At 59.1% G+C, this 18,686-nt stretch carries 22 protein-coding genes; 14 read left to right on the forward strand and 8 right to left on the reverse strand.

Annotated elements, in window-relative coordinates; translation table 11 throughout:
- Positions 1–65: 65 nt before the first annotated feature.
- From J3485_RS21380 to J3485_RS21445, 14 genes are all read left to right on the forward strand, one after another.
- Entirely contained in the window at positions 66–779 is a 714-nt protein-coding gene (locus tag J3485_RS21380; protein WP_206956322.1) for a hypothetical protein, read from the forward strand.
- A gap of 343 nt (positions 780–1,122) precedes the next feature.
- A complete protein-coding gene (locus J3485_RS21385) occupies positions 1,123–1,554 on the forward strand; it encodes a bactofilin family protein (protein ID WP_206956323.1) in 432 nt (143 codons plus the stop codon).
- Positions 1,551–1,802: a hypothetical protein gene (locus J3485_RS21390; RefSeq protein WP_206956324.1), complete on the forward strand. Its 252-nt coding sequence runs from the start codon at positions 1,551–1,553 to the stop codon at positions 1,800–1,802. The genes J3485_RS21385 and J3485_RS21390 overlap by 4 nt, the downstream gene beginning before the upstream one ends.
- Before the next feature lie 350 nt (positions 1,803–2,152).
- Positions 2,153–2,377 (forward strand): hypothetical protein, encoded by a 225-nt coding sequence (locus J3485_RS21395; protein WP_206956325.1) that lies wholly within the window; start codon positions 2,153–2,155, stop codon positions 2,375–2,377.
- 41 nt (positions 2,378–2,418) lie between these two features.
- Positions 2,419–2,916, forward strand: coding sequence for a hypothetical protein (locus J3485_RS21400; protein WP_206956326.1), 498 nt, complete (start codon positions 2,419–2,421; stop codon positions 2,914–2,916).
- Positions 2,913–4,124 (forward strand): conjugal transfer protein TraW, encoded by a 1,212-nt coding sequence (gene traW, locus J3485_RS21405; RefSeq protein WP_206956327.1) that lies wholly within the window; start codon positions 2,913–2,915, stop codon positions 4,122–4,124. The genes J3485_RS21400 and traW overlap by 4 nt, the downstream gene beginning before the upstream one ends.
- A gap of 18 nt (positions 4,125–4,142) precedes the next feature.
- The gene (gene pilV / locus J3485_RS21410; RefSeq protein WP_206956328.1) at positions 4,143–5,459 is read left to right on the forward strand and encodes a shufflon system plasmid conjugative transfer pilus tip adhesin PilV; all 1,317 of its coding nucleotides are present in this window, start codon (positions 4,143–4,145) and stop codon (positions 5,457–5,459) included.
- Positions 5,460–5,925: 466 nt separating this feature from the next.
- Complete coding sequence (locus tag J3485_RS21415; RefSeq protein WP_206956329.1) at positions 5,926–6,459, forward strand: hypothetical protein; 534 nt, start codon at positions 5,926–5,928, stop codon at positions 6,457–6,459.
- 47 nt (positions 6,460–6,506) lie between these two features.
- Complete coding sequence (locus J3485_RS21420) at positions 6,507–7,634, forward strand: WD40 repeat domain-containing protein (RefSeq protein ID WP_206956330.1); 1,128 nt, start codon at positions 6,507–6,509, stop codon at positions 7,632–7,634.
- Positions 7,635–7,672: 38 nt separating this feature from the next.
- Entirely contained in the window at positions 7,673–8,776 is a 1,104-nt protein-coding gene (locus J3485_RS21425; protein ID WP_206956331.1) for a lipase family protein, read from the forward strand.
- Between the two features lie 94 nt (positions 8,777–8,870).
- On the forward strand, positions 8,871–9,428 hold the full coding sequence (locus J3485_RS21430) for a hypothetical protein (RefSeq protein WP_206956332.1): 558 nt from the start codon (positions 8,871–8,873) through the stop codon (positions 9,426–9,428).
- Between the two features lie 3 nt (positions 9,429–9,431).
- Entirely contained in the window at positions 9,432–10,742 is a 1,311-nt protein-coding gene (locus J3485_RS21435; RefSeq protein WP_206956333.1) for a T6SS phospholipase effector Tle1-like catalytic domain-containing protein, read from the forward strand.
- Between the two features lie 241 nt (positions 10,743–10,983).
- The gene (locus tag J3485_RS21440; RefSeq protein WP_206956334.1) at positions 10,984–11,637 is read left to right on the forward strand and encodes a hypothetical protein; all 654 of its coding nucleotides are present in this window, start codon (positions 10,984–10,986) and stop codon (positions 11,635–11,637) included.
- A 54-nt stretch (positions 11,638–11,691) separates the two neighbouring features.
- A complete protein-coding gene (locus J3485_RS21445; RefSeq protein WP_206956335.1) occupies positions 11,692–12,354 on the forward strand; it encodes a hypothetical protein in 663 nt (220 codons plus the stop codon).
- A 218-nt stretch (positions 12,355–12,572) separates the two neighbouring features.
- Here J3485_RS21445 and J3485_RS21450 read toward each other — a convergent pair whose 3' ends face one another.
- The 8 genes from J3485_RS21450 to J3485_RS21485 all read right to left on the reverse strand — a co-directional run bounded on the left by J3485_RS21450 (position 12,573) and on the right by J3485_RS21485 (position 18,650).
- Entirely contained in the window at positions 12,573–12,878 is a 306-nt protein-coding gene (locus tag J3485_RS21450; RefSeq protein WP_206956336.1) for a hypothetical protein, read from the reverse strand.
- Between the two features lie 565 nt (positions 12,879–13,443).
- Complete coding sequence (locus tag J3485_RS21455) at positions 13,444–14,088, reverse strand: DUF6817 domain-containing protein (protein WP_206956337.1); 645 nt, start codon at positions 14,086–14,088, stop codon at positions 13,444–13,446.
- Complete coding sequence (locus tag J3485_RS21460) at positions 14,085–14,663, reverse strand: 2OG-Fe(II) oxygenase (RefSeq protein WP_206956338.1); 579 nt, start codon at positions 14,661–14,663, stop codon at positions 14,085–14,087. The genes J3485_RS21455 and J3485_RS21460 overlap by 4 nt, the downstream gene beginning before the upstream one ends.
- Positions 14,660–15,118: a hypothetical protein gene (locus tag J3485_RS21465; RefSeq protein WP_206956339.1), complete on the reverse strand. Its 459-nt coding sequence runs from the start codon at positions 15,116–15,118 to the stop codon at positions 14,660–14,662. Before J3485_RS21465 ends, J3485_RS21460 begins: the two co-directional genes overlap by 4 nt.
- Positions 15,119–15,309: 191 nt before the next feature.
- Positions 15,310–16,605, reverse strand: a complete 1,296-nt coding sequence (gene pilV / locus J3485_RS21470) for a shufflon system plasmid conjugative transfer pilus tip adhesin PilV (RefSeq protein ID WP_206956340.1) — start codon at positions 16,603–16,605, stop codon at positions 15,310–15,312.
- A 9-nt stretch (positions 16,606–16,614) separates the two neighbouring features.
- Positions 16,615–17,094 (reverse strand): hypothetical protein, encoded by a 480-nt coding sequence (locus J3485_RS21475; protein WP_206956341.1) that lies wholly within the window; start codon positions 17,092–17,094, stop codon positions 16,615–16,617.
- Positions 17,095–18,084 carry an ATPase, T2SS/T4P/T4SS family gene (locus J3485_RS21480; RefSeq protein WP_206956342.1) on the reverse strand — a complete coding sequence of 330 codons (990 nt, stop codon included), beginning with the start codon at positions 18,082–18,084 and terminating at the stop codon, positions 17,095–17,097.
- A 65-nt stretch (positions 18,085–18,149) separates the two neighbouring features.
- The gene (locus J3485_RS21485; RefSeq protein WP_206956343.1) at positions 18,150–18,650 is read right to left on the reverse strand and encodes a prepilin type IV pili; all 501 of its coding nucleotides are present in this window, start codon (positions 18,648–18,650) and stop codon (positions 18,150–18,152) included.
- Positions 18,651–18,686: the final 36 nt, after the last annotated feature.

The following is an 18,686-nucleotide window of genomic DNA, read 5'->3' on the forward strand; positions in this document are numbered from 1 at the left end:
ATACGAAATTAAGCGAGTCGTGCGATTTGCGCCTTTTCGGCGCGCCAAGCTAGATCGAGGCACGGATGGAAAACACACTGCAAGCCGCGGGAGCGGGAGATGGCGGGCGGCGCGCTGCAAGCGGCGTCGAGTTGACGGCGGCCGGACGATTGCTCATTGCGGCGGCGATTGCGGCGGCAGGATTCGGTGCCTGGCATGGCTATCAGCATTACAGCGCGGCCAACGCGCCCGTTGCGGCGGCACGCCCGAATATCGCGCATCTCGCACTTGCCGCGCCCACGAGTGTTGCGAGCGCCGAAAGCGCCTCGGCCGCATCGAAGCTCACGCAGTTGACTCAGGTACTGCAGCAAGAACGTGCGGAGCGAGACACGCAAGCGGCCGCATGGCGATCGGTTGCCGATACGAATCGGCAGCAAATCGCCGCGCTTTCAGCTCAATTACAGACGGTCGAGTCGAAGCTCGGGGCATTGGAAAAAGCGCCACCGGCATCGCGTGTGCCGCATGAGCAAATTGCGGACGTGGCCTCGAGCGCGAGGGCCGTTCATCCCGCGCTCGATGCAGCGAAGAATACCGCGCAGGTAGACGTCGCCTCGCTGCCGGTCGAAACGGTATCGGCACAATCGTTGAATCTGACGGGCCTTGGAAACGGAGTCATTCAGCTCGGCAACCAGAAACTCGCCGTCGGGCAGTCGCTTCAGCCCGGCGAAACGATCGTCGCCGTCGATCCGGTCAGCCGCTCGATCGTCACGAATCGACGCATTCTCAACGTCACGAACTGAGGTCCCGATGAACGAACCCGGCATTCTTGTGCGCGTAGCGCTTGGTATCGGCTTGGCAAAGCGGACCGTGCCAGCGGTGCGGATGCAGTCGGTGAACGACGCAACGGCGGAAACGCCGGCGCCGGTACAGGCCAAACGTCCTCAGCCGGTACAAGCACCTCAGGCATCTCAGTCGCCGCCACCCTCGCACCCGGCACAACCGGCTATGCGTTCTCAGTCGATGGGAATGCAGCCTCGAAGCGAGCACGGTGTTGCATCGCGGCCGGCGCAAGCTGCGCCCAACTCCACGCCGAAGCCACAATCGCAGCAGTCGTTGCCCGACGGATTGCCTACCCGATCCAAGGTGACCGATATCGGTACCGTCATGCCCGCGGCTGCACAGTTGAACGGCGATCTCGAGATCGAAGAGAGCATCGTCCTGCAGTGCGTCGTGCGCGGCAACGTGACGCAAACCGGCGATCACCAAGTGGTGCTCAGTGCAACGGGCGGCATTCACGGTGTGCTGCGTGCCCATACCGCGGTCGTTGGGGGCACAGTGGAAGGGGACATCTACGCCGATCGTGTCGTCCTGCTCGAAACGGCGGTCGTCAACGGCAACATCGAATACGCGACGATCGCCATCAAAGAAGGGGCGACCGTCAACGGTGTGTTGGTTCGCGTCGTGCCGAATGTGATTGCGGTGGACGGCAATGCGCAGGCCGAGCAACAGCGCACGGAAATGCCGGGCCTGCGCGCGGTGGGATCGGCCGCTGATTCTCACGAACGCGCGGCATGACGATGCGAGGCCGTTTCACCGTGAGGTATTGGAGCGCGCTCGCGGTTTGGAGCGTGCTTTGCGCGCTTATATCGCAATGGCATTTTCCGCACGTGCTGTTCATCTGCGAGCACGTCGAGGCGCTCTATCACGGCATGGCTGACGATGCGACGGTGTCGCGCGCCATGCAGATGCTCGTGGCCGTCGTTTGGACAGTCGGCGCCGCGGGGCTGACGGTTTGTTGGCAGGTATTCGGTTTGGCGCGTTGAGGTCCAGAAAGATGAAACGTTTGCGGCTTGGATGCTGGGAAATTTTCTTCGTAGTCCTAATCGTTTTGACCGTCGCGGCGTGTCTGCTGGATGCATGCCCGGCCTCCTTACGCGAGATCGAAGCGGTGAACGCGCTAGCTGCATCGAATCCCGCGGCGCGTTCGTTCTTGGCGGCAAGCATGTCGGCGGACGGCAGCCCGAATAGAAGAGCGCTGCGGCAATGGCGGGCCCGGGTGATGGCAATTGAAGCCGCGACGCGGCGCTCGGGCTGGAAGGCATACGAGCACGCGGTGGGTGGCGCGCGATGAAGGGCGCAGAGATCGACGCGGAACACAGATAGAGGCTTACACATGGCATTGGACGACAACATCGACGCAGTGCGGGATCTGCAGAATTCCGGCAACCATGCGGCTCGCTTGTTGGGATACCTGAACATCGGCGTGCTGCCGAGCCGGGAAAACATTGCGCACGCGCAACAGTGGCTCGCTTCGGCAACGGACAAGTTGGAGCCCGTGCTGAAGGAAGCGGAGGCCGATCGCGTATCCCCGCGCTTTCAGCCCGGGATGAAGCGCTAGTGGGTATTTCGCGCGAGACTCAATTCAGGGAGGAATGCTTCATGAGCATGCGCAAAATCGGCTGCCTATTGTCGATCGCGGCGATCGTCTCGACGGCGGCCGAGCCGGTGATGGCTCAATGCGCGATGGCAACCCAGATGCAGGCCGCGCAACAAGCGGAACAGGCGCGGCGCCTGGCAAACATCAACACGAACATGCAGACGCTGACGCTGCTCAACCAGCTCGAAACGGCTTGTTTGCAGGGTTTTCAGGCGATACCCACGCAGTACATCGGTAACAGTACGGTTGCAATGGCGGCGCTCAGCAAGATCGAGCAGGCCGCTTGTCAATCGCTCGCGAACCAAGCGCGCTCGACGGCGCAATCGGCCATGGCATCGGCGCAGGCTCAGGTTCAGGCGCAGATCAACAGCATTGCCGCGAATGTCAGCAAGGGGAGCGGATCCACGGGCATGCTCTCGGGCGTGACGTCGTCGTCGGCTTCATCGAGCAGCGGGTGGGGATCGACGGTCATGAACGCCATGTCGAGGATGTTTCAATGAGAAAGACGATCGCCGCGCGCGCTGCGCTGTTCGCCGTGTTCGGGCTTTCCGTGAGCTCGAGTGCCTATGCGGGGTGTGACGGCTGTGTCGTTGCCGCGGTAACGGCGACCGGACAGGAAATTACCGGGGCTATTAGCGCGCTGGGCGCGACGTTGCAAGAGGCATTGCTCGAGATCGACAGTGACATCGGGGCTATCGGGGCCAAGGATTCGGGCAGTAGCGTGATGTCGGCCAATACCCAGCGTGAAATGACGGCGCAAACGGAGCAGCAGCACGAGATCGACATGACGCTTCAAGAAACGGAGCTGCCGCTCGATCCTTGCGCGACGTCGGGCAGCAACTATGCGATGCAGGCCGTGCACAGCGTCAACACGACGGCGTCGAGCTATCGGCCGGGGGGCGGTGCGACGGTATCGAGTGCCCCGCTTTCCAAAGCGCTGAACAGCTCGGCGCCTTCGGCCGAGGCGTCGCGCCGCGCATCCACGACGATTCACGAGGCGTCGTACTGCAATGCGAACGAAGTGGCGCTGGGGTATCCCGGATGCTCGACCTCGACGATGCCGGACGGCGACGCGAACGCCGATTCGCTTTATAGCGGCGCGGGTATGCCGGGCAAGGACGTCGACTTGACGTTCACTTCGCGAGAGATCGAGGCGGCGCGCGCGTACGAACGCATGTCGATCGACCCCGAGCCGCCGCAATACATTACGAAGGCCGAGGCGGGCACCGAGGTGGGCAAGCTATACATCGCCATGCAGAAGGCGTACATGGCGAACGAGACGTCGGCCGAAAACACGATCAACAACATGATCGCGTCGCGTGCGCCGTTTCCTGGCAGTGCGCAGTTGATCAGCGACATCAATTCCTCTTCCGATTCGGCGCAGCGGTATTTCAATGCGAATGCATCGCCGGTTGCCAAGAGCACGGGGACGATGAGCCTCGCGGAGCTCGAGGACTTCGAGGCCGGGCGACGTTGGCGCAATCCGTATTGGCAGATCGAAATGGGGGCGGTGGCCGATCCGACCAAACTTGCGCGCGAGCAGCTTTATACGACTGCGTTCATGGCGGATATGGCTTATCAGAGTTATCAGAGATCGCAGCATATCGAGGTGCTGTTGAGTCAGATCCTTGCGGTGATGGAGCGCACGGGTGAGCGGCCGTTGCTCGAGGCGCAGTTGCAGCGCGTGCAGGCGACGAATGCGCGGTGAGGGGGAAAGGGGTAGCTGATGGATGCCGTTGTGGGGTACGTGGTAGCGCTAGTGCTATCGATGATGGGCGTTGCGGGCTTTGCCACATGGGCGAAGATCGGTGTGACGAACGTGAAGGCGGCTGCCACCGCGAGCCAGATGGCTATCTTCGATCAAGCCGCGCAGCAGTACGTCCAAGACAACGCTACGGCGCTCGCAGTGCAGGCCACGACAACAGTGCCGGTCGTGCTTAACGCAGCGAACTTGAGTAGCTACCTTCCCGCTGGGTTCTCCGGCACCAATCCGTTTGGCCAAACATGGCAACTGCAGGTGCTGAAAACGGTGGGCGGACAGTTGCAATCGCTGGTTACGTCGCAAAACGGCGCGCCTATTTCCGACACGAAGCAACTGGTGCAAATCGCCGCGCAAGCTGGGGCGCAAGGTGGCTTCGTGCCGTATGCGAACCAGGCTGGCGATGCGACGATGAACCCGGCTTCCGCGATGGGTGCGTACGGGGGATGGAAGCTGTTGCTTGCCAACTATGCGAATCCTGGGAGCGGGCACCTTGCTTCGCTGCTGACCCTTACCAACGTGCAGTCGAACAACGATTACCTCTATCGCGTTGCGGTGCCCGGTCAGTCTCAGCTCAATCAGATGGAAACGGCGCTCGATATGAACGTGAACGATATCGATCATGCGGGCAACGTCAACGCTCAGGGCGTGAACGTGCAAAACGCCAGCAGCGCTCCGACGGTCGATATCGGCGCTGGATCGGTTTCCTATGCGAGCACGAACCAGCAATTGACGCTTGCCGCGGATGGGGGCACGCAGATCATGAATGCTGCGGGAACGTCGGCAGCACCACTGACGGCGGGAAACATCACGGGCGGGATCTTGCAGCCGACGACGTCTGCAACTTTGGATGGCGCGTGCCAACAAGCGGGTGCTATCGCCAACTCCGGAACTGGTCCATTGTTTTGCCAATCCAATGTGTGGCGACTGCTGCGGAGTTCCTCGCAATACGCGGTTGATAGCAACACGCCTGGGGTGCCTTCGTCATCGTGCAATCAAGCGCTTTCCGTTCCTATCCCGGGCGGCACGACAGGCGTTTTCCTTACGGCGGACGGAAGCTGCTCGCAATTCACTGGCGGGACGTGCATTCTTGAAATCAACGGTAATAAGGAGGCGTTTTCTAGCACGTCGTCGGGCTACGGGTCGGTCGCGTCTTCCTGGACGCCGAATCAAGCGCAGATCAACGTCGGCTCGATCGCAGTCCTCGTACAGACTTACGACGGGGCCGGTGACGCGGTCTGCAGCCCAACCTATGGCCGTGTAGACGTCATCTTTTTTTACTAGCTGCCGGGTCTTCGAGTTGCTGACCAATCCGGTGAATGGGTAAGTGCAGTCGCGATAACCAGCACGAGAGCCGTCGTCAGTGATCTTGGAAGCGTCCCAAATGAGCAGAGCAACTTTCAAGGCCGTCTGGTGCTGTCATCGTGACATGCACGAAGTAACCGTGAAATGGCGATTGACCGACACCCTGGCGCAGCGGCGGCGCAGCTAGAGTCTCCATACTTCGATCTCAATTGACCATGCGTCCTAAATGACGTATCGTATATATCATACGGAATACGAAAACTCTCTAACCCGTGCTCCGTATCAGGATGACGGCCGCGATCGTTGACCCCACCAATGCCGGCCATCGCCTGTATTCACCCTCGTTGCGCCGAATGGCAAGCTACGTTGCCGTTTGCCATTCGGCTCCTTTTTCGACAGGGGCGTAGGCCAGATGCGAAAGGATACGGTGGTTCAGGAGAACAACATGAATGGTAGTCATTCACGCGGATGCCTGGACCAGCATTCGACGGTAGAGCTGATCGACAAACTGACTCTGGAGGACCAGGGGCAGCTGCTCAAGACGCTTTACGTCGTCGAAGGCGTGATCGTTTACAGCGGGATTGTTCAACGTTTGTTTTGGGAGCGGCGCTCGCTCGCTGCCGAATCGTTTGCCAAAGGCGCCATCTTAAAGCTGAATGAGAGGGATGCCGCGTGCTTCCAATATCGGATTGCGGGCGTGACGCGCATCATGCGCGTGCCGCGTTACGCCGCCTGGCTTGAACAAGTCGACCAGTTCGCCCTCATTCAATGGAACGAGTACGCTTACACGAAAAGGTCGGGCGCCCACATGCCCGGCGATTCGTGGATCGAACCGTACCTCGAAGGATTGTCGCCCGCTGAAGCTTTGGCAATGGAAATGCAAGCAGCGTCGATGTGGTGCGATGGACCAGCTTCTGTCAGTGGCGCCGCAAATGCAGCTTGCTACGACCACATTTCGCCAAGTAGGTTTGTGCGATAAAATCGCGCGATTTCTCAGCCATTTAAGATCAAGAACCGAGGGCCGATATGAAGTTGCGCGAAATGGGGGTATTGCTCGCGATGACAGGCGTGCTGGGCGTGACGAATGCGATAGCGGCCGATACTGGAAAGCCACCGATGCCGAAGCTGGAGCGAACGATTTCGCTGGGGCATGTGCCGTTGCTCGGGGCCGTGACGGGAAAGATTGCGCCTATCGTCAAGAAGATGAGCTTCAGTCCGGACGGGCGTTATCTCGGGCTCGTCGAGGCAACGGGTGCGAGTTCGACCGATATCGTGATTTGGGACGTGGAAGGCAATAAGGAACAAGCGCGAATCCATTGCAAGTACAACTACGCCGCGCTTCCGTGGGAGAGATTGCTATGGCTGCACGGCGGGAAGGTCGTGACGTTTGGCGCAGGGTCGCAGTGGGATGCGATGTCGGGGCAAGCGCTTCCCGACAATCCCGCAAGGGGAGGGATGGCACGGCTGAATAAGGATGGGACGAAGATGTTGACTGTTTTCGGTCCTATCGGGGACCCGTCCACGATCTACGTCTATGACACGAAGACATGGGCGGAGCAGAAGATCGGTGTGGATGGGCTGGAGGTTGGTGCCGCCGTGTGGACTGCCGATGACAAGATTATGGTCACGGTCGGCGAGACTGCCGATTCACGTGGAAAAACGGTGAACGGACATGAAGTCAGACCATATGACACGGCGATTCGACTGATCGATCCAGCGGGAAAGACGCCAACGCATGACGTTTGGTTTGCGGGGGAACGGACGGGTAACCCTCAATTCCCGTTAGACATAGCATTTCCCGTTGACTCCGAAATGGAGCCGAACTTCGTAACGAATCAAATCTTTCTAGATTCTGGTCGCGTGATCGACGGGGCAACGCTTGCTATTCGTCACTACGAGTCGTTCGCCAACGATGACGCTCCGGGCGCGATGGGTATGGCGGTGAGCTCTGACGGCAAATGGCTATACCTAAGAGGCGTGACGATGCCGAATCGCGAGCCTACGCCTAATGAAGTCGTGGATGCTGCTTCGGGAAAACCTATGTTGCGGTTTACGGGCGGAAATGTCGATTTGGGTGCCATCGCCGCCAGTTCCGACGGTAAGTGGTTGGCGATCGGCGACGAGCATTCGATGTTTTTGTTTAGCGTTAATTGAGCGGCTAATACCAAAAACAAAATGCCACGGAATTCCGTATGAGTCAGCCAAGAACCTCTGCCACGGTCAACGATCTTATCGCTGCTTCGGTCGCGACCTACGGCGGCAGCGATGCGCCGACGATGGGCAAGCAGTGGTTGGAGGTATCGCTTTCGAAAATTGTAAAGCGTGACCCCAGCCTGTCTAGCGCGATGACTAAGTGTGGTTTCTACGGTCAAGTCTACGTTAATCAACAGACCGGCGAGGTCATCATCGCGAATCGCGGCACGCAAAATATGACTAACTTGGCGACGGATGCAGGCGTCGCCGTAGGCATGGTTGGAGACGCACAGGCTATTGCAAACGAGTTTGCGAGGCGAGGGCTACAAGTGGCACAGACAATCTTGAGCGATGCGGGCGTCAAGATGAGTGCGCTATATACGACCGGCCACTCTCTCGGCGGCGCGGAAGCCGAAGGTCAGGCTGCGATGCTGAGCACAGCGAACGACCCTAGCACTGGCCCGCTGGTGCCGGCCGACGTACATATCACCACCTTGTCGATCGATGCCCCGGGCATCGGCGACCTCGCGCACAAGGGTGATCAAAGCCGATACACGAGCTATAACTTTTCGAGCCAAGGCGATGTCGTTCACAAGGCGGGCGGTGAGCAGTTGGCGGGCACTGTTCAAGTATCACTGCCGATCGGTCCTCCGATTGTGGAAACAGAGGGACTGATGGTTGCGGGAGTGGCCACTGCAGTCGAGTTGCCCTTCGTCGGCTTACCGATGCTTGCGTACGGTACGGATAAAGCATTGGAGGCGCACCGGAGCACCTTGGTGCTTCGGAACGTGACTGGCACGGCACTTGGGGGCATGAAGGTCACTGAGCTCGGTACGTCGGGGAGTGACCTTCTGAAAGCGTTCGAAATCCGGTCCACGAAGGCGGAGCCCGTTGCTGCGCGGGTGCAGCCCAATACCGATGCGGCGAACGATCGGCACGCTGCGGTTGCCGGCGGAAGTCTTCCTCACATCTGGGGGCTCGACGCGAATGGGAATGTCGATCCGGTTGCGTTGAAGGGGGACACGAACGTCGCCTACGCCGAGCAGTGGCTCGATGCGAATGGGTATCAGCCGAAAGTTCCCATGCAGTACAAAAACGCTTAGGACTGCGAACATATCTCGCTTTCGAATGTGTAGTGCCACGTGTGGCGTTCGTGGTGACGGTGGACGAGCAACTATTTACCTCCGAGGTCCTTCCTTGAAGCAACTTAAAATTTTTGTCGGACTGAAATGTCTTGTTGTCGCGACCACGTTGATGCTGGGCGCATGTGCGGTCGGGTCTGACATGCCAGATCATGCATTCGAATTTGACACGTGGATCGATAGTCCCGGCGCAGAGGTGCTTGATTACCAGTACGGAAACTCGCGTCAACCGGGGGTGAAACCGTCAGAAGAGGCTTTGCGGCTCCACCAAGTCGGGCAGCAGGCGATCGTCAACGGGCCTATGCTCCGCGGCGACTTTCTTTACGTGAAGTGGCGTATCCGGAAGACGGGGCAGGTATTTGAAGATCGTGTCGATTTGCGGCATCGATTGCCTAAGGATTTAACGGGTTGTCGGGTTCATTTTGTTATCGACGGCTCGCATCTCTTGGTCTATGTGATCACCCCCGAGAAAGTGACTGGCCTTTGCCCGTCGGATAGCCAACAAGCCTATAGGATCACGCCACCTCAGAAGCAGATATTCATTGAGTATTGCAGTCGGAAGATCATACAGATCTATCCGGATAGATCGAATGTCAGCGATACGGCGGGGTGACAGATGAGCGTGGTCAAGGTTCTTTCTGCACAGGAGATTTCCCGCGTCTGTCAGCAGGCATCGGTGATTGCTGCGAGTGGCAATCCTGCTACAGGCGCCGACCAGTTCGTTTTCTTTGCTGCGTTCGATGGCACCAACAATGACAAGAATAATGTAGCCCTGTCGGGAAATCCCCAGGATACGAACGTTGCGCAGTTGTTTGCTCAGGCGGAGCGCTCTGCGCGCGGCGATTCGAACATGGGGGTGGGCTATTACCCTGGTCCGGGGACAAGGGGGAGTCGAACTGGATCGTCTTGGCTACCCGCCCAGGTGACAGGGCAGGCGATCGCCGCAGCAAACAAGGCATACGGCGACTTCTGCGCTCAAGCCGCTGCATGGCTCGGACACCACCCCCATGGCACCGTCACCGCGATGATGACGAGCTTCAGCCGAGGCGGTGCATCGGCGGCGATCTTCTCTCAGTTGCTATGGGAGCGCGGTCTCGTCGATCCGAACAATGGCAAAGTGTTAATCCCTCCGGGCAAGGTCGGTGTGTCCGCCGGCCTCATTTACGACCCGGTGGACACCGGCGTGAATGGCAACCTGGCCTTTGCCCCCAACGTGAGGAACATCACCGTTGTGCATGCGCTCGACGAGCGCCGTACGGAATTCAGAGGCGCGGATTATTTCGGCCAACCCGGTGTGACGGTTCTCCCATACACAGGCAATCACTGCGACATAGGCGGTGGCTACGACAACGGTTTGGGTGCATTGTCATTGGAAGCCGGGACGGAGTTCTTGCGCAATTCGGGAATGAGCATCGCGGACGTAGCCGAATCGCGCCGCTTCGATCCTACGAAACCCGTCGTCATTCATACGGAAGGAGTGGACGACCATGGTCACCGGGTCTGGACTGAGGACGCTAAGTTTGGCTACGGCGTTCCGCGCTTAAATGAAAAGGTGGTGACGGCGTCAATGATGCAAGAAGAAGGTCCAAGCGGCGAGACAACGCGCTTTACGGACTTCAGCGGAGCGAGCGTCGAGCTGACTACTCGCGCAGACGGCGGCTACACCGAACGCACGGTGACGCATGACGGACACATGACCGAGACGTCGAACCAAACCGCAACGACTGTGCAACCGAACAATGCGCGCAACGCAGTACGCTCGACGGAATCGAGTGATTTCAATATCTACGGTCTCGATGGCAGTGGCGCCATTCATCCGTCGCTGCTGAACAGCGTTGAGGGCGCGAACGATCAGTATGTCGATCAATGGCTCGCGGAGCGAGGCTATGGGCTACCGGTCTTGAGTCAGATGAAGAACGCCGGTTGAGCGCACGCTGGGCACGTGGCAGCTATATCTGCGGTGAAAGCGATACCCACTGAAGCATCAACTGCGAAAGCGCGGTAGTGGTGCAATGAAATGAGAATGTAATATGCTGTAACAGGCCGCAATTCTATTGGGTTTCAGAATTGCGCCCGATCGAGTATGCTATGCGTCGACCCCCGAGGGTCATTTTCTTGCCGGGGCAAGAAAATTATTTAATGACTTTATAACGAAATCAGAAAACAAGATGAAAATGAAAACTAGGAACCTACTCCTTATCGCAGCATTGCTGTCCTCTGTAACGGCGGGTGAGGTTTATGCCGCGGATGCGCAGCAGACGGCCGATACACCGGACGTCAAGGTCGGGGACCATTGGGAGTACAAGAGAGCGGGGCTTTTGGGTGATGGTGGCGCGAGTGACTTTGCAATGACGGTTACCGCAGTCGATTCCGATCATATCGCCGTGGAGCAAAGTTGGGGCAAATCCGGTGACAAGAAAACTGCGCAGTATGGACGTGATTGGTCGGCTGTGTCGGCCGACGGCGGTGCCTCCGCAGTATTCCTGAATTTTCCGCTGACGCCGGGGAAGAGTTGGGATACGGTCGAATCGGTCATCAACTCCGCTGGCAATCGGATCGAGCGACATATCCACTTGGCGGTGCAAGGCGTCGATCATGTCACAGTGCCGGCAGGTACTTTCGATGCCGTCAAAATCGTTGGTGAGGGAATCTGGCAAAACATGAATCCGGCGTATTCGGGGGTGCATGCGGGATTTAAGGTTACGCTGTGGTACGTTCCGTCGGTGAAGCAAGTCGTTCGGCGCGAGACCGTTGCTTATCCGGTGCGCCACGGATCGATCAGCAGTTCCGAAGAGGAATTAGCAGCTTATTCGCTGAAATAGCCGCCGGGCCAGAAGGCTTGTCCATCCGTGTCAGTACAGCTTGGGAGACAAAAAATGCTTAAGAACTCAAAGGGATTGGTTGTAGTAGCTGTCAGCTTCCTGGTCACGACGGCGATGCTTCCTGCACGAGCTGCGGACTATCCGCAATCAGGTAATGTGCCGGACGTTAAAGTCGGGGATCATTGGGAATACCAATCGAAGGGGCTGTTCGACAATGAGCGTCGAACCGAGTATTCCCTGACAGTCACCGCAGTTGACGCCGACCATATCACTTTGAAACGCCGCGACGTCGAATCCGGTCGAACCAAAACCTTGGAGCGTGAACGGGACTGGTCGGACGTGTCAACGCCGGGCCACATGGCGGGGCGATACTTGAGCTTTCCCCTGACGCCAGGCAAGAGTTGGGATACTGATCAAGATGTGACGAACTCGGTGGGAAATAGAGTCAAGTGGAGCACACGCATGACGGTGGAAGGTGTCGAACGTATCACCGTTCCGGCGGGCACGTTTGACGCTATCAAGGTTCGAGGCTTCGGCAATTGGCATATCCTCTCGACAGCACGCTCCGACGCGCATAGTTCGCTGGAAATGACTCTATGGTATGTCCCCGCGATCAAACAGATCGTTCGGCACGAACTCATCGTTTATCCATCGACTCGTTCAACGGTCTATAACGGATGGACGGAGGAGTTGACTGCTTACTCGCTAAAGCCGTAGCGGCTTGAGCGACCACTCTTGAGGGGCTTGGACGTATCGTGCCCGCTTATCGAATAGGCGGGCACGTGAAAACTATAGAAGAACAAACGCCCACGAGCGCCGTCGACGTGCCGAACAGAGCGACTCCCTCGAGAACTCGGCCTTCGCGCGTACGGTGCTCAAACATAGGCGAGCTGTCCCGCCGATGTCTTGCTTCTGCGGTCTTATGCAGGGCCGGCTCAATAGCCGCCGTCACCGCCATCTCCAGGACCGGGGCCATCTCCATCACGCGGAGTGAACCCGCCGGTACCACCGCTCGAATCGCCGCCCTGCGACGGCGGCCCCGAACAAGCGTAGTGCCCTGCCGTATACGTCCACGTTTGCCCAGCGGGACAAGTGGGGGACGTGGGATTGGGCGTCGAGACATAGCCGCACCCGTTCGCGTTGCAAGCGTAGACTTGCGCCTCTACCAACGGTGCATAGACGGAGGGAATGAGGGCTGCCGACGCAAGCAATGCGAGCCGCGAGCGAGATCGATGAATCATGGGTGCTCCTTGTGAGTAAACAGAGAGTCGGCGCGGTTCGCCGGGATGGATTGCATTTTGTCGCCGAAGGCACCGCGACATGGGTTCAGGACGATTTCCTATGCATCATGCTGGTGCTGTGGCACGTCGTGGCAATGAGTGGCTCTGAGTCGCTCACCGAGTCAAACACCGCCATCCCCTCCGTCTCCACCATCTCCCCCGTCTCCACCATCTCCCCCGTCTCCACCATCGCCCGCGTCTCCCGCGTCTCCCGCGCCGGCGGGACCATCCGCATCGCGCATTCCGCTGTCGCCGCTATCAGACACCGCACTACCGCCCGAATCGCCTTGCCCAGATCCGCCCTGCGACGACGTCCCCGAACAAGCGTAATGCCCCGCCGTATATGTCCACGTCTGCCCTGCGGGGCAAGTGGGTGACGTGGGATTGGGCGTCGAGACATAACCGCAGCCGTTTGCGCTGCAAGCGTAGACTTGTGCCTCGGCCAAGGAAGCGTGAATGGACGGAACAAGCGCCGCTGACGCAAGCAACGCGAGCCGTGAACGAGATCGACGAATCATTCGCACTCCTAAATGATAGTTGACGCATGAATTGGCATTTCGATTCGAACCGCATCGCCCGAGAGTCGTTCCGTCTTCATCGCAGCCTCAGACCCGACATCCCTTGCCCCAAGCAATTCGTCGATCGGCCGCAATCGAAAGGGCCTGCACCCATAAGGACCGATCATCCCCAGCGCTCGAGCGTGTGCCGCCAACTCCCAGCTATTGCCGAGCGAGTTCTGCTCCAGTAGGTTCGCGATTTCGATCGATGCGAGTGCGTTGATATCCGATGGTCCGATCTCGAGCGATTCATTGGTTACCCGATCGACGACAGGAACGGCCTCGTTCCTCAATCGAGCGGAAATCGTACGTACGCGGTTGTTCGTCCGGCAAAAGAGCCAAACCCATCGTTCGGCATCGATGCCAATCAACTCGACCAGCGCAGGACGCTCGCTCCACTGGCATATGGCATCGCGAAACGAAGCCGTCCCATACGCGGAATGAAACAATCCCGCCAGCACTACCGCCTCGCTAGCGCCGCACTGCATCAGAATGTCGGCGGTCCCGAACAAATGCGTAAGCAATGTCGCTCCGCTATGAGACCGCTTAGCGGCGGAACGCTCGATCAGAAACTCACGAGCCGCCTGAAGCGTTGTTCTCAGATCGCCGATCATTTCGGAGCCTTCGTTTTGAGCACGACACAGGTCCGCAACCGATAGCATGTGCGGTCGACGGCACGGGCCGCGTGCATCATGTTCGCCGGGAAAACGATCGCGCGATTGGGGCGCGGAAGGCTCGCATAGACGATATCGCCGGTATGGTCGAACAGGACGGTCTCGCCGCACCAGGACGGCTGCCATTCCTCCAGCGGGTAGTACACCATCGTCCAATAGCCGTCTTCCTTGCGATCCAAGTGCGGATTGCCGCCTACTCCGTAGGTGTGCGCGTTTGCATAAGCGCGTACGAGCGTATGCCCGCACATCGGCCCGCCCGAGGCGCGGGCCCAGAGCCGGTGCGCGATCGGGTGATCGACACGCGCTTCGATCGATTCCTCTTGCTTGCCGGTATTGCCGCCGTCGAAATCGACATGCCAGTGGCTGCCTGGCATTTGCTTGCTCGATTTCCAACCGAACGTCCACGGCAGAGCATCCACTTCGTGAATGGTCCGCGCGGCTTCATCGGGTGCCAAAAAATCGTCGAAGCGCAGTATTTGATAGCTCTGTGGGCATTGCGTCGCGGTCATTGTCATCGCTCACCCCCATGCTCGGCCGCGATTTCGGCCGCTTCAACTTCGGCATACGCGGCATCGAGTATCTCCAATGCGGCATCGCCGATCGCAATGCCGCGCGCTTCGCTGCGAGCCGTGACGATCGGATAGACGTCGGGCATCTCGCCGCGCAAAGCCGCTTGCGCCTGCAAGATGCGTAACTGCATCGCAGCGGTCATCGTGTCGTCGACGGAGCGGGGAGCCACATGGCGTGGGATGCGCTGCTCGGCATCGGGGCTGACCGACTTCAACGCCAGTCGCTCGTCGATGAGCTGCTCTTCACTCACGACGATCCCGTTGCGGTGAAAGAAGCGGCTGCAGTTCATCGCGTGAAAGCCGGCGGGGAGGGCCGAATCGTCAACGTGCGCGCAGGCCATATCGCGCGGCAAAGCGAGGCGCTTGCCGTCGCTGGAAATGAGGAGGACTTCTGTTGGCACCGGTGCATTTTCCTCTTCCAAAGTCGCATACAGCACACGGTGCGATAGCGGATCAAGGTACAAGATTGGCATCGTGTTTTCTTTAGTCAGAACTTGAATCTCGAAAGAGTGAATCATTTCGATATAGCAAGAGAATGGTTGAAGCCAAAACGACAGTCATTACATGCATGCGCACTGATGGATCGAGCGTTTCATTCGTTGCCGTACTGGCATTGCGCGTCGACTTCCGCGGTAAGCCCGAGATTGTTTCCCGAGTACCAGTTGCCATTGGCGTCTTCCAACGAGATCTGCACATACCACCATGTTCCTTCGTCGTTCAATCGATAGAGCGATGTTTCCCATGGAGGGTCGGCGGCGACATTGACCCCGGCAGTCTGCGGAACGATCGTTGCGGTAGCCGTGCCGCCGGGCCCGCAATTCGGCTTGCCCACGCCCCAACCATCCTCGTAACCCAGGTATTTCTGAGTCGTATAGACGTTGCCGATCAGTTGACTGACCGACACCCAATTACCATTCACATTGCAGATCCACATTTGGTTGTTGCCACGCATCGTCGCTTGGCCCCACGAGCAATTGTTAGCCGTCGTGTTGAAGTTCATGGTCGGCGCGCTAACGGTGCCGATAGCAGTGATGTTGTTCACTTCGTCGATGCTCGCCGCCCCCGAGCCGTCCTGCGTCTGAACGTAGAACCCTCCCGATTGGCGTACCGCCGTATTCGCACTATCGCCATAAAATTGCGTCGAGCCGACGTTGAGGCTGCCATTCGGCCCGCCGGCAAGATTGGCTTGTGTCGCGTTGATCGTCGCCACGCCGTTGATGTTGTGCGGCGTGTCAGTCGTATCAGTAAGACTCAGGTCCGTTTGCATGGCATTCAGTTGCGGCTGCCCCGCAACGGCGACTCGGTACAAATAGCCGTTATTCGAAGGCGTGCCGATGAAATCGAGCAACGAGGCCAAATGTCCTGCGCCGGGATTCGCGTAGTTCGTCATCGCCACTTTCCATCCCCCATAGGCGCCATTGGCATTGCTCGGGCTCATCGTGGCGTCGCCTGCTTGGTTCGCATAGGGAATGAAACCTCCCTGGGCACCGACCTGCGCGGCGATTTGCACGAGCTCCCGCACGTTCGATATGGCATTGCCGCCTTGCGATGTCACGAGCGATTGCAAGTGGCCGCCGGCTGCCAGCAAGACCTGCAGTTCCCACGTTTGCCCGAACGGATTCGTCGCGGCAAAGCCCGGAGGCAGATAATTTGACGCAATCAACATCGCAGTCGTGATTGTCACCGGCGTGGTGGTCGTCGCCGATGCGGCGATGGTCGTACCGTTGTCCTGCACGTACTGCACCGCGGCTTTATCGAACGTGAGCATCTCGCTCGCCGTGGCGGCGGCCTGCACGTTCGTGACACCGACCTTGCCCCAGGTCACGAAGCCCACCACACCCATCATCGATAGGACCAGGGCGACTGTATACGCGACGATCGAATCCATGAGCAGTCCTTATGGATTTACCTGGAACCATGCGAGCAATGAACCGGCCGGGATCGTGGCTGGTATCGCGGAAGGCTGACCGCTGACGATGCCCACAGCCCGGCCAGACCTCGGCACCAAAAACCATGCGGCGCTCGAATCGCTGTCGGTCATGACCTGTCCGGCCTCACCGCTCACTGCGGGAGCATAGGCATAGACGTTGCGGGTCCCACCGCCAGCCGATGTCGTCATGCAGACGGCGTTGGCCGGCGTCGTGACGCCGGTCGGCAAGGTGACGGTTATCGACGAACTGATCATGCCCGCCGTAGCGGTCGCGGTATCCAGACACGCCGCGCCGAATACCTCCGCTTGCTGAGCGGAGACGGTCGCGACGTTGACCATCTGCCCGGGCTTGCCTGCTCCCGGCACCGCTTGAGCCCATTGATTGAACTCCATCGCCATGCCGAGGTAAAAGAGCACCACCATCACGGGGAGGACAAGAAAGGCCATCTACAGTCTCCCCGACTCAGTCAATGCGGCGGCGATGCGGCGCTGACGGTCGATCTCCGACGATAGTTGCGAGAAGTCGCCTTTGCGCAACGTGGCACGTATAGCCGTCTCGTTCGTTGCGCTGGCAACGACGAGCGGCGTCACCGTTAGAATCCGGCGCTCCACGCCACCATAGTTCGTGATCCTCATGCTTTGATGAATGACCGCACTCAACGCATCGGCCATAAAGCCCTGTTCGAGGCCCGATTCGCGAACCATGTTCTTCATGCGCTCGAGCGCGGTTTGCACATCGTTGGCATGCAGCGTCGACGAAACGAGGTGGCCGCTCGTTCCCGCGAGCACTGCCTGCGCAGCCGCCTCTCGCGTTCGGATCTCGCCGAGCATGATCAAGTTGGGGGCGGCTCTCAGCAGTCGATGGATGGTCGGGCCGAAGTCGGAATCGTTCTGAACTTCGGTCTGATAACAGGTGCCGACGACGGTACCTGAGCCGTGCCGGCCCTGGAGTACGATCTCGACGGGGTTCTCGATGGTGCATGCCGTGCCGCCGTATCGCCGTAGCCGCTCGATCATCCACGATGCCTGGCTCATCGATTTGCCGTCGCCGGTAGCACCGGTCCACAGCACGAGGCCGCCGCGCGAAAACGCCTCTGAAAGTAAAGCTTCCAGTAGTCTCGGCGGATATCCGAGCTTGCCGTATTCGATCGGTCTGTCGAGCAGCCGGCGACAGATGTAGACGTCGCCTTCGAGCGTTTCGATGCGTTGAACGCGCAGGCCGATACCTTCCCACTCGGCCCGGAAGTCGAGCCCGGTGCGATGCTCCTGCAGGCGTCGGCGCAACGAGAGCGATTCATCGAGCGAGCGTTGGTCCAGCACACGCCGCTCTCTGTCGCTCGGGCTGTTCTTGAACCACGCTCCATCCGGCTCGAGGTACAAGTCCGAGAACGGGAGCGCCTTCAATGGCAGACCGTCCACCGATTGGTCGTGATTCATCCATGGCTCCCCCGGACGTTGTCCGGGCCAATCGAACGCATTGGAGGTGACGTCGAAGGCATCGATCATTGAAAGGTCAGTACGATCCCGAGCCCGGCGTTGCAGGCGGTGGCCGCGGATACTGCGTCCGGCTGGGTGGCCTGCGTAAACGTGGTGCCGCCCACTACCAGTGTCACGTAGTCTTTCAGGCTCGTGACGACAGTTGAACATTGTTCAATCGTTTCCGAGCCGGCGCCGCCGAAAGCGATCGTGCCTTCGGTAGCGCTGCCGGCGTTGCCGAGCGTCACGGCATTGCCCCAGGCATCGGTAACGCCGGCGACACGCACCATGTCGCTCGGGATGATGCCCGCGTTTTCCAATGCGGTGGCATTGCCCGTCAGGAAATTCGTGTAGCCGTTGTTGTTTTGCGAGAACTGCGATCGCGCGTTGGTGACGAGTTGCGTGATGTCGGTGGTGACGGTACTGCTCTTGCTGGCTGCGAACGCCTTGTAGCCGGCAAGGCCCACGCCGGCCAGCGCCAGCAGTCCGAGCACGATCGCGACGACCCGGCCTAGAATCCCATCCATGAATAATCTCCCATAGCGTTAAAGGTCAAACACAAC

The sequence above is a fragment of the Trinickia acidisoli genome (assembly GCF_017315725.1).
GTDB classification, from domain to species: domain Bacteria; phylum Pseudomonadota; class Gammaproteobacteria; order Burkholderiales; family Burkholderiaceae; genus Trinickia; species Trinickia acidisoli.